Genomic DNA, 11,442 nt, shown 5'->3' with positions numbered 1-11,442 from the left:
ACACTGGAGTACCCATAGACCATCATGACTATTTTGTGCAGTTAGGGAAGACATTTGCAGAACGATTAGCAAAATTCATGCGGTATGATGAAGTTTACCGCAAGAGGTATTCCATTGCTGGGTGGGTGTAAAAAAAGATAAACAAAGCAATCAGATCGCAAGAATGCAATAATAAGCAACTTCTAAATCTTGTAATCCTGATGATATCCTACTGGTATATGATAATATTTAAATGGTTGCTGTAATATCTTGCTAGGCTTACTTTGTGGATTATCAAAAAAATCTTTCACAATTTCCATAAAGTTTAACGAAGCACCATAATAAAGACTTCTATATGGCCCTTCATCTGTTACATTGCCACTTCGATAATTGCGAGTGAAATAACCAAAATCAAGCTGTATATACCGTAAAAAATTTGGCAATTTGATACCAAAATTTTGAAGACCAGCACATCTAAAGTTTAAGACAAATTTAGCGCCATTATAGTCCGTAGTGAAATTGAGAGGCTTCTCTCCATTTTTGGCATAATACCGAGATGTAGGCATGTATTGCCAGCTGTACCAATTAGCGAGTCCAATGTAGGTGAATATTCTAATAGTATACCTAAAGATATTCCTGATAAGTCTGCAATAAAATCTTCATACGAAAAACCATATTCACTTGAATATGCATCACCCACTTCTATTAATAATCCAAGTGATACTGCTGTTGTAATGGAATAATACCATTTACTATCGCTACCATTTTCAGACCAATCATAATAATAATGCAAAGCTCTGAATGCAATGTAATGGGAAAATGCATGGCCAACTTTATCAGCTCCACCATTTGCAGTATTTTGACCAAAAAAACCTTCATACCTGACGTGGAAACTTTTTTCTTCGCCCCAATCCCAGGTGGCCATACCATAAATGAGAGTGCCAACCGGGACGCCTATAAGCATTGCCAAAGTTGCAAGGTTTGGCTTATGATTCCCATCATATGAATCAATCTCATCTGCTCTATTGTTAATGGATGCGCTATCGATAACATCTTTTGCAACTTCCTGGTTATTTTTTATATTTTCATAGCTCTGTGCTAATAAAGCATTTTCTTTCATGAAGAGGTAGCATACACAATATAATGAAAGCACTACCGATACTAATATTTTGATAAACTTTTCATTCACTTCAACCATTTGATAATTTATCTTTAGTCTATTGTATCTATACAATAAAAAATATACTTCATAATACAAAGTGTAATAGTAAAAGTAAAGAAAAAAAATAAAAAATTTCATAATTAAGATTCCATTCTTGCGGCAAAACACAAATAAACAAGGTGCACAGGGCTCTGTTAAAGTTACTTATTAGTTTAAATGATAAAATAAATTGGAGGCGATAGCAATTAGTTTTCTTATAATTTTTCCCAAATATAGAACACATTTTAGAAAATTTAAGAAAGCATATATTTATCTACATTATAATATTATCAGATTTGAAACTGTTTAAAATAGTTGTTTTGATACAAATATTTGCAACACTTGTTGAGTGATTTCGATGAAAAATTTGACAAAATTGCATTACAATGAGTACAATATGAAATCATAGGTTTGCAACACTTTCTCAACAACCATTTTTATGACTTCCCCTAAAAGCATACCTGTATATAAAAAATTGGAAATAATTATAGCGATGATGTTATTATTGATTTAGTTGTTTGAATTAATTCTTCAATTCTGCTTTCAGTAAATTCGTTAATATCAATAGGTTTGTGAATATATACGTTAACTACCCCCGGAAACAAATTGATAGTGTGAGCAGGCAATATTTTTGCAGTGCCAACAATAGTTACTGGTAATATTGGGAGTTCTAAATCAAATGCCATTTTAAAAGCTCCTTTCTTGAAGTCCCCAACTTTTCCATCCTTACTGCGAGTGCCTTCAGGGAAAAAAATTACAGAAGTTCCATTTATAATTTTCTTCTTTGCCTCATTAAGTGATTGTAATGCTTTTTGGCTGTTTGATCTGTCTATAAAAATGTGCCCAACTTTTTCACATCCAATACCAAGTCCAGGAACTTTTCTCAATTCCTGTTTCATTACCCATTTAAAATCTATACCAAGCCAACCATATAATACAAATACATCATAATGACTTTGATGATTTGATACTACTACATATGACTGTTTTGGGTCAATATTTTCCCTTCCATGCACCTTTACTATTATAGGAGTCATATATCCATTAAGCCTTGACCATATTGCCCCGCAAACATAACTGGCAATTTTTGGATTTGTCAAGGGAACCAGAATAATAGTTAAAAAACCAAAGAATAATGTAGATACAACAAGAAATGGAAAAAATACCACCCACTTATAAGGTTGATATAATATATAAAGAATTTTTTTAATCATACAAACACCTTTTTAAGCCAAATATTAATCAACATATCTTTAAATATATATGGTATATTGCAACAAATAAAATTAATATTATTGCAATGTTATTATATAATATTTACATATTATTTTTTTGTACTGCCATTTTTAATACTTGACAATAATGTACATTGTTAATAGCTACTGGTATATTGGGTTGGGGCATAAAATAAATATAAAATATATAACATATTTATAAAACAGTAATGAGGTAAATATGAAGTATTGCGTTGCCCTAAGCCAATATAAAAGCAAAGGAAGCATACAATATGCTATAGATCTTTCACAGGCATTTGCAAATTTAAAACCATCAGATAAAGTTTTTATTAAACCAAATATCGTTTTTTGGGCAAAAGTGCCTTTCCCCAAATGGGGTGTTATCACAACTTCGGCTGTTGTGCATGAAGTTGTTGAATTACTAAAAGACTATGGAGTAAACTATATAACAATTGGCGAAGGCATTGTAACTCTCAATCCTAACGATAAAGAAACAGCAGCTCATGCATTTGATTATTTAGGCTATACTTCATTAGCAAAAACATATAATGTAAATATTGTAAATATATTTGATAGGCCATTTAAAAAAGTATCATTGGATAATGAAATTGAGATACAAATAAATGCTGATGCTTTGGAAAGCGATTTTCTAATAAATATTCCAGTTCTAAAGACACATGCCCAAACTGTTGTAAGCCTGGGACTCAAAAATTTAAAGGGTTTACTCAATATACCTTCAAGAAAAAAATTTCATAATCCTGACGAACAAAAAAACTTGCACTACATGATTGCAAAGTTATATCCGCTTTTACCAAAAGGTGCAACAATTATTGATGGAATATATACACTTGAACGAGGTCCAGGATTTGATGGAAAACCACGGCGAAGTAATATCATTGTTGCTTCAGCCGACATGTTATCTGCAGATATTGTCGGCACCATAGTACTTGGCCATAACCCTAAGAATATACCATATCTTGAATTAGCTGCTGAACAGGAAAAAAGGAAAATTGATCTATCTGATATTAAAATTGTTGGTGAATCATTAGAATCGCTCACCTCATTTCATGAATATTCTTTCCCATACAATAACGATGGGACATTACCCGAAAAATTGCACAAGATGGGAGTCACCGGGTTATCATATCCTAAATACGATATTACCATGTGTACATATTGTGCAGCACTCAATGGTGCAGTACTAACCGCAATAACTTTTGCATGGCAGGGTAAACCGTGGAATGATGTTGAAGTTTTAACAGGAAAAAAGATGAAACCTTCAGATGGGAAAAAATATACAATTTTACTTGGCCAATGTATGGTTAATTTACATAAAAATAATCCGCATATACATGCTATCCCTATACGAGGCTGTCCACCTGATCCAAAAGAAACAGTAAAAGCACTGCACCAAGCGGGTATAGAAGTAAACCCTCTTATTTTTGAACATTTGGATATAGCGCCAACATATTTCATGGAGCGATATAAAAATAAGCCAGAATTTGAAGAGCAATTTTATGTAATTAAATTATAAATTAGACAACACGGTTTATGAAATTGAGAATACATCATTTCTAACAACCCATTCTTGCATTACTTTTTGAGGTTACCATGTTACATAGTGTACGAAATAACCCATTTACCGGAATCTTTCAAAAGTACTACGAAACAACAATGTTGCATACTCAAAGTAAAGATATTGCAGCATATATTAAAGATTTTTTAACCATCGATGACCAGGAAATATTTCACGCAATGACACATGAGTTAGCTAATACACTAACCTTGTATTCGTCAAAGTTAAAAAATGAAAAAATTCAAGTAATCACACTTTTAATTGATGCTCCTGCTGATGAACATTTCATCCCTTCTATAATTTTAGCTTCAGCCTATGAAAGCTATGCAATCAAACAAACATATTCAATACCTGCACATCAACTGCTACCTGAAACAGATAATCTATATACTCACCTTGAACTGGGAAAAAATATATTTTATCAATTTGGAGGATGTGATATTGATATACTATCAGATATCCTCTTTGACATTATATCTGTACCTGATATTGTGAAATCTAACGTATTTACAAGCATCCAGACATTAGTAATTATAAAAATCCTGGAGCTTTTGTATAACGCATGTGCTCTATTAATGAAAAGTAATAGCTTTTTACAATTACCTAAAAATCATCCATTTTCATTTTTTGCACATTGTGATAATCATGAATATATTACTATTACTACTTATGATTAATTATTACCATCATAGGTGCCATAATTATTTATAGGTATGAGTGTGCCATTTGCTATTATTATATTTGGTGCAATTTTTACACTACTCCATGGTATTGAACAAGTTACCGGAAGAACAAACCGCACAAAAGTTGACTACCTGACTGCTCTGGTAATGGCAGATGTAGCGCTTATACTTTATAACCATGCAGTTCTGGGGGAAGGTATTCTTACTACGCATCTACCTTGCATATTTTATCTAACATCAGTATATGCAATAGGGCCTCTTAATTATTTATACTACTATTCACTTATTAATAATACCATAGTAATATCTGGCCGTTTGATCCTCCATATATTACCAGCACTCTGCATATTCTGTATTGAATTGGCATTTTATTTTTCACCCGCTTCACTTCAATCGAATATAGTATCATCAATTTATTCACAACATATTAATGTGTTTGCTATCCTTCTTTTTATAGGGGGAGTAATATTTGTATCGTATCAACTCTACTTTATCTATCAATGTGTTAAAGTTTTCAACGATGTGAAAATACGTAAAGGGTTATACTTGACATTAGTTCTTGAATCAATTAATATAACAACACCTCTGCCAATACTGCTATGGCTTATTACAAAGAAAAATCAGTACTATGTGATTGCAGGATATATGACCATAGCTGTTATAATAATTCTTTTTTTGACAAACAGACGATTCCCACTGCTTTTTCACAGGATAGCTGACGCTATCCGAAATAAAAAATATGAAAGAAATTATTTATCTAATATTGATAAGGAATTGCTTCACCAAAAGCTCCTTGATATAATGAATAACGAAAAAATTTATTTGGACCCCGACATCAATCTTGATATATTATCAAACAAGCTTAACATAACTCCTCACCAACTTTCACAATTTCTAAATGAATACTGCCATATTCGTTTCAATCATTTTGTAAATAAATACAGAGTTGAAGAAGCCAAGAAGATCCTTTCTATGCATCCTGATGCAAATATCATATCAGTTGCATTCCACGTAGGGTTCAATTCAAAATCAACATTCAATAAAATATTCAAACAATATACTGGAAAAACACCATCAGCATATAAAGATAGTTTTAAAAATTAACATATTAAAATTGCACCACTATATACAGTACATCATGTCATATTTACAATGTCCAGAGTTATAACAAAAGTCGACAAACACAAACTCACTATGGTAATATTACTAAAAAAAGGTTACACACAATATATGTTTCTGGAGGAAAGTAACCTATGGATACACTATCCTGCAACGATATTGCTGCATTTGAAAAATTAACCAATGATTTCTGTAAAAAAAGAGTGGCTCAATATATTGATGAACACCATCCTGATGGGAATTTTTCACTACTGCCATCACTTTTTGAAGAAGCTTATACTTTAGGCATTATACCTGCAGCGCAAGTTAATGCACCTGGATATGAATACGGTGTGTGGGGAACTTACTCACATGCGTCTGCTATGGGTATCCATAACACACTCACAATGCTTAAAACTTTAGCAACTGTATGTGCATCGTTTGCATTCTTAGCACATATACAGGGAATATCAACTCACATACTAATTCACAACAATGTTAGCAATAATTTTTTGTTCCCATTCCTTGCACTTTACACTGATATTTTTCCACCATACTATTCAACACTTACACATCCGTCAAGCTACCATAGCTCATACAGTTATGAAAATAATCATTGCATACTACAGACGCTAGGTTATGGGCATGACCCTTGTTATGCTATCGTGTGCATCCCTCACAACAATACATGGCATATATGCTACTTTGAAACTCTTGATTCTGTACTGTTGCAACCACACAACACACACGGTTTGCGTGGCATGATGTATTCTGCGCGTTTTAACTCGTTGCCCACGCAATCATTTGTTATTGATGTCAGTAGAATGATGTTTTTCATAGCCTGTTTGTGGCTTGGTATCGCAGCTATCGCCCTAGGTATAGCCACAAGTGCTTACGATAAAACTTTACAATATGCAAACCAGCGCTACCAGCGTGGAGGAATAATTAAGCATATTGAGTCGGTGCAAATGCTGTTAGGAACTGCCTTCGCGTATATCAATACAGCACAAAAGATGTTATTTAATTTTGATATGTGCGATAGCTCATCACTATTACACCATGCTGCTGTAAGCAAGCTTACAGTAACCACTCTGTGCACACAAGCAGTTACCAACTGCCTGCAAGTATTTGGCGGTTACGGCTACATGGAAGACTTTGGTATTGAAAAAAAATTCAGAGATTGTACCACATTGCAGACAATTGGCGGCTCACCATTTTTTATGCGGCAATTTATTGCACAAATGGAAATGGAGGAATAGCATGTACACCAATACCATGCTGTCATTGCGATACTCAAAAGAAAAGTTAGCATTTTTTGGCAAGCTCCTTGTAGACAGTAAATACACAAGCCTATGGGAATATGATTCTATGCTCCTTAATAGAAAGGTGCGCAAATTAAGAAAAAAAGCCCTTACATTCTCACAACTATACTTACGTCCACTTGCCTTACATGTGGATCAAGACCCATACTCATTTGACCCTCAACCACTGATTAAAGAAGCAACCCGCTGGGGATTTCAGACTATTATACTGCCATTTCCTCTTGGAAGCGCAGCATTGTTTCCATACCTCAAAAGCACCACCCTACAGGTAGCTGTGATTGCCGAAGAATTTGCAACGGAATGTGGAGGCCTGGCATTGTTACTTCTGGCACACCATTTAGGTGTTGCGCCACTACTGTTAAGCGGACATTTGCCAACATGGATAAAATTTCTTCTACCAATGTATATTAAAGGAACATGGTGTGGCATCCCCACAACAATGGCATTTGCAATCACCGAACCTGAAGCTGGTAGTGATGTTGAAGACAGTATAGGTGCACAGGATGCACGTATTCAGGTTACTGCAACGCCAGTCAAAGGAGGGTATTTACTTAACGGCACAAAGGTTTTTATTTCCGATGGTGCTATTGCAGACCAGGTCACGGTATTTGCAAAAATTAAAGGTGAAAAAATAGACTCATGGACATGTTTTTTAGTAAAAAAAGGAATGAAAGGATTTAGCATTGGCAGGCGCGAAAAGAAGATGGGACAGAGGGCAGCCGATGCCAGTGAATTAATCTTTGACAATGTATTTGTTCCAAAAGGAAATATTGTTGGCAAACTAAAGGGCGGTTGGGCACTCAATCAAAATGTACTGAATTACTCACGCCCTGTTGTTGCCGCAATGGCACTTGGACATGCTCGCGGGGCGTTTGAAAAAGCATTACACTATTGCAACCACAACTATTATATGGGTAAAAAGCTTATTGAATTCAAGCAAGTGCAGTATGAGCTTGCAGATATGCTTATAAAGCTACAATCTGTACGCATGACTATTTGGCGCAGTTGTGCCCATTTTAAGGCGGTACAATCACTTTCATCAATTGCCAAGGTATATGCATCCGATATGGCAGTTGAAATTTGTCAGCAGGCAATGGCACTAATGGGAGACGCAGGTGTATTACACGCTCATAGCGTTGAAAAATCATTGCGTGATGCACGCTTAACACAGATCTATGAAGGCACAAATCAGATTAACCGTTACGCAATAATTGAACATCAATACACAACTGATATAAAACTATAAACTGAATAACTAAAGGAGGTTTGCATGAAGACGTTATCCCGGGAACAATTTTTTACTATTCCAACTGAAACATTTAAAATGACAAAAGGTACTGTAGAGCTGCCAATTTATTACTACGACTACGGATATGCACATTTTATATTTCTTGTGAATTATACGGCAGCCAAAAAGAAATTAGAAGATACTGCATTTTTACCCTGCACATTTTTTGGTAAGGCCATAACCCTGTTGAATTTTTTTGAATACCGCGATACTGCCATAGGACCTTATAATGAAGTGGGACTTTCCATTTTATGTTACCCAAAAAACAAAAAGCAGCCACCCTTAGTACCAATCCATATTTTGCAGGATGCAAAAAAATGGAAAGTGGGCGCATATGTAATCAACCTCCCTGTAACCACCCAGATTGCTTACCTTGCAGGTAAAGAAGTGTGGAATTATCCAAAGTTTGTCACACGGATTGACTTTACATTGCTCAACCGATATTTTAAGGGAATTGTGTATGATCCCGACATTAACGAACCTCTGGTCACATTAGCTGGAAATATCGGATTCCTCTCAACGCCAAAGCTGAAAAATGCTTCGTTTATTTCACATACAACACATAAGGGAACACCATTAAGAACTCTTACCGTCGTTGATACACGTTTCACAATTGCATACGGATTCTCTGGCAAATGCAGTGTCAATGCAAAAAGCAACCACATCATGGCACAAAATCTTCGCGATTTAGGAATGGATGGCAAAAAGCCCATTGGTTGCATGTACTCACCACAGGCGCAGATGATGCTCTGCAAAGGTGATCCCCTCGCATAATTATCGCAAAAAATTTTTTTGGCGATAGTTACCGATAATTGATGTGTGCCTGCACAGTGCTCCATACTGTACAACTATTCTATGGTAACTATCGCAAAAATAAAAATACACATAAATACATGTACCCACATATTTTGTCTTGACCTCTGGTTTCTTTAAAAGGAATATGCGTCAATTATACTATATCATCCAAAAGAAGGTATATATGTCCTTACTGCTACCGTTTATTACCATTAGTATATTATTGTATGTGGGACACTATCTGCGGTTGCACATACCACTGTTTCAAAAGTTGTATCTTCCCTCACCATTAATTGGCGGCATCGTGGGACTTACACTATACCAAACCCTTACTGCATGCTCTATCACTTCATTTGAAAGCTTTTTTACAGGGCTTGTTGTGTTACCTGCTTTTCTTATTAATATTGTATTTGCCTGCCTGTTTTTAGGCGTCAAGCTCCCATCATTTTCTACAGTGATAAAAAAATCTATACCACAGTTGTCGTATGGGCAAATTGTAGCATGGGGACAATACATGGTTGGCCTTGGGCTTTTTATTTTTATCATAAGCAAGATGTGGAACCTGCCAGCTATGTTTGGTGCGGTCATAGAGATAGGATTTGAAGGTGGGCATGGCACGGCAAGTGGACTTGCACCAACATTTGAAGCAATGCAATGGCCACAGGGCAAAGACTTTGCACTGGCAAGTGCAACAGTTGGGATTATAAGTGCTGTTATTTGTGGTATAGTGCTTATTAATTGGGCACACCGTAAGGGCTACACGCACCGTTCTTTACAGATTGAAAATATCCCCGAAGATGAAACCATAGGTATAATCCCTATTGACCAGAGGCCTGTAGCGGGATATTTATCTATTCACACCGATTCACTTGATGCCATGTCATACCATGTAGCAATCGTTGGAATTGCTGTTGCTATAGGATATGGTATTAAGGAACTGCTTGTACACTGTGCATTGTTATTTTTTCCATTTCTTTCACATTCAACTTATACCACACTCATTACTATTATAAAAAGCTTTCCACTTTTTCCTCTGTGCATGATTGGTGGACTTGTAGTGCAACTTTTTGCCCAACACTTTGATAAACACGACACTATTGACATTGGCCTTGTGCGAAGAATTCAAAATGTTGCACTGGATATTCTCATAGTAAGTGCTGTCACAATGATTCAGGTGGTAATTGTTATACAGGGGATAGTCCCTTTTTTAATAATGGTTGCAGGTGGTATACTGTGGAATATCTTCTGTCTTCTGGTGTTGGCAAAAAATTTACTGCCGGATAGCTGGTTTGAACGCGCCATTGCAGAACTGGGCCAATCCATGGGTGTGACAGCTACGGGGCTTATGCTGCTTAGAATTGTCGACCCTGATTATAAAACTCCTGCATTGGAAGCGTTTGCGTATAAACAACTTTTGCACGAACCTTTCATGGGAGGAGGCATAATTACCAGCATGTTTATTCCTCTGCTTGGAATTGGTGGTATAACTATGGCATATAAGCTATGGGTTATTTCAGTTATGGTTATTATATGCTGGTTATTTATTCTGCTATTACTTAAAAAGAAGATTTGCCACACTGATGTATAATTAGTAATAAATATAAAACCATACAAACTTTGGGTATTAAAAAATTGTATTTGTTTATTAAAATCTAAAAAATTTTTGTTTGTAACTAATAAGTACTATGCTCACATTAACTAATTACACGTTGCATACTTTATTATTTCATAGGTACATTATTATCTTTTTAATATACAAAATTATATTAACATATAATATATACATTGACAAATCAGTATGACATGTATATGTATGTTATTATTATTGTTATACTTAACATATTTAATAATTCTAACAATAAAAATATTGGATGTATTTAATAGTAGTATCAGTAACAATGCGGAACCAACTGGTAGATCAAAGAGATGTGCATTTTGTACTCTTTGAAATGTTAAAATTGGATGAATTAAAAAAAATTCCAAAGTTTGCTGATCATGATAAGGACATATATGAAGCAACCATTGATTAAGCTTTCAGAATTGCAGTAGAAGAAGTGTATACTGTAAACAGGGAAGCTGACAAAATTGGTGTTAGATATGATCCACAAAATAAAAGGGTTATTATCCCAGAAATACTTAAAGCTCCTTTGAAAAAATTTAATGAAGCCGGTTTTGTTGGCATAATGGAAGAAGCCGAAGTTGGCGGGATGGGTATGCCCTTTACCATTGTAATAGCGTGCAATGAGGTTTTTACTGCAGCAAGCC

11 protein-coding genes are annotated in these 11,442 nt (G+C 35.1%); 8 read left to right on the top strand and 3 right to left on the bottom strand.

Going from position 1 to position 11,442, the window contains the following annotated elements; all coding sequences use genetic code 11:
- Positions 1–182: 182 nt before the first annotated feature.
- From N3F66_13405 to N3F66_13395, 3 genes are all read right to left on the bottom strand, one after another.
- Positions 183–422, bottom strand: coding sequence for a hypothetical protein (locus N3F66_13405; GenBank protein MCX8125140.1), 240 nt, complete (start codon positions 420–422; stop codon positions 183–185).
- 38 nt (positions 423–460) lie between these two features.
- Complete coding sequence (locus N3F66_13400; GenBank protein ID MCX8125139.1) at positions 461–1,177, bottom strand: YfiM family protein; 717 nt, start codon at positions 1,175–1,177, stop codon at positions 461–463.
- A gap of 488 nt (positions 1,178–1,665) precedes the next feature.
- A complete protein-coding gene (locus N3F66_13395) occupies positions 1,666–2,394 on the bottom strand; it encodes a 1-acyl-sn-glycerol-3-phosphate acyltransferase (GenBank protein MCX8125138.1) in 729 nt (242 codons plus the stop codon).
- 241 nt (positions 2,395–2,635) lie between these two features.
- Here N3F66_13395 and N3F66_13390 point away from each other — a divergent pair, with 241 nt between their 5' ends.
- The 8 genes from N3F66_13390 to N3F66_13355 all read left to right on the top strand — a co-directional run.
- The gene (locus tag N3F66_13390; GenBank protein MCX8125137.1) at positions 2,636–3,949 is read left to right on the top strand and encodes a DUF362 domain-containing protein; all 1,314 of its coding nucleotides are present in this window, start codon (positions 2,636–2,638) and stop codon (positions 3,947–3,949) included.
- A gap of 77 nt (positions 3,950–4,026) precedes the next feature.
- Positions 4,027–4,668 carry a hypothetical protein gene (locus N3F66_13385; protein MCX8125136.1) on the top strand — a complete coding sequence of 214 codons (642 nt, stop codon included), beginning with the start codon at positions 4,027–4,029 and terminating at the stop codon, positions 4,666–4,668.
- Positions 4,669–4,710: 42 nt separating this feature from the next.
- Positions 4,711–5,778, top strand: coding sequence for a helix-turn-helix transcriptional regulator (locus tag N3F66_13380; protein MCX8125135.1), 1,068 nt, complete (start codon positions 4,711–4,713; stop codon positions 5,776–5,778).
- A gap of 149 nt (positions 5,779–5,927) precedes the next feature.
- A complete protein-coding gene (locus N3F66_13375) occupies positions 5,928–7,031 on the top strand; it encodes an acyl-CoA/acyl-ACP dehydrogenase (protein ID MCX8125134.1) in 1,104 nt (367 codons plus the stop codon).
- A gap of 1 nt (position 7,032) precedes the next feature.
- Positions 7,033–8,340 (top strand): acyl-CoA dehydrogenase, encoded by a 1,308-nt coding sequence (locus N3F66_13370; GenBank protein MCX8125133.1) that lies wholly within the window; start codon positions 7,033–7,035, stop codon positions 8,338–8,340.
- 24 nt (positions 8,341–8,364) lie between these two features.
- Positions 8,365–9,156 carry an acetoacetate decarboxylase family protein gene (locus N3F66_13365; protein MCX8125132.1) on the top strand — a complete coding sequence of 264 codons (792 nt, stop codon included), beginning with the start codon at positions 8,365–8,367 and terminating at the stop codon, positions 9,154–9,156.
- 205 nt (positions 9,157–9,361) lie between these two features.
- On the top strand, positions 9,362–10,765 hold the full coding sequence (locus N3F66_13360) for a sodium:glutamate symporter (protein ID MCX8125131.1): 1,404 nt from the start codon (positions 9,362–9,364) through the stop codon (positions 10,763–10,765).
- Positions 10,766–11,231: 466 nt separating this feature from the next.
- A partial coding sequence (locus N3F66_13355; GenBank protein MCX8125130.1) for an acyl-CoA dehydrogenase occupies positions 11,232–11,442 on the top strand: 211 nt, incomplete at its 3' end.

This window comes from Spirochaetota bacterium, assembly GCA_026414805.1.
GTDB lineage: Bacteria > Spirochaetota > UBA4802 > UBA4802 > UB4802 > UBA4802.
The sequence above is the reverse complement of the archived record's forward strand: the minus strand, read 5'-3'. Positions and strand labels throughout refer to the sequence as shown.

Coding starts and splice junctions, on each gene's coding strand:
- N3F66_13395 (MCX8125138.1), bottom strand. CDS start 2,394: ATGATTAAAAAAATTCTTTATATATTATATCAACCTTATAAGTGGGTG.
- N3F66_13365 (MCX8125132.1), top strand. CDS start 8,365: ATGAAGACGTTATCCCGGGAACAATTTTTTACTATTCCAACTGAAACA.
- N3F66_13375 (MCX8125134.1), top strand. CDS start 5,928: ATGGATACACTATCCTGCAACGATATTGCTGCATTTGAAAAATTAACC.
- N3F66_13390 (MCX8125137.1), top strand. CDS start 2,636: ATGAAGTATTGCGTTGCCCTAAGCCAATATAAAAGCAAAGGAAGCATA.
- N3F66_13360 (MCX8125131.1), top strand. CDS start 9,362: ATGTCCTTACTGCTACCGTTTATTACCATTAGTATATTATTGTATGTG.
- N3F66_13385 (MCX8125136.1), top strand. CDS start 4,027: ATGTTACATAGTGTACGAAATAACCCATTTACCGGAATCTTTCAAAAG.
- N3F66_13370 (MCX8125133.1), top strand. CDS start 7,033: ATGTACACCAATACCATGCTGTCATTGCGATACTCAAAAGAAAAGTTA.
- N3F66_13400 (MCX8125139.1), bottom strand. CDS start 1,177: ATGGTTGAAGTGAATGAAAAGTTTATCAAAATATTAGTATCGGTAGTG.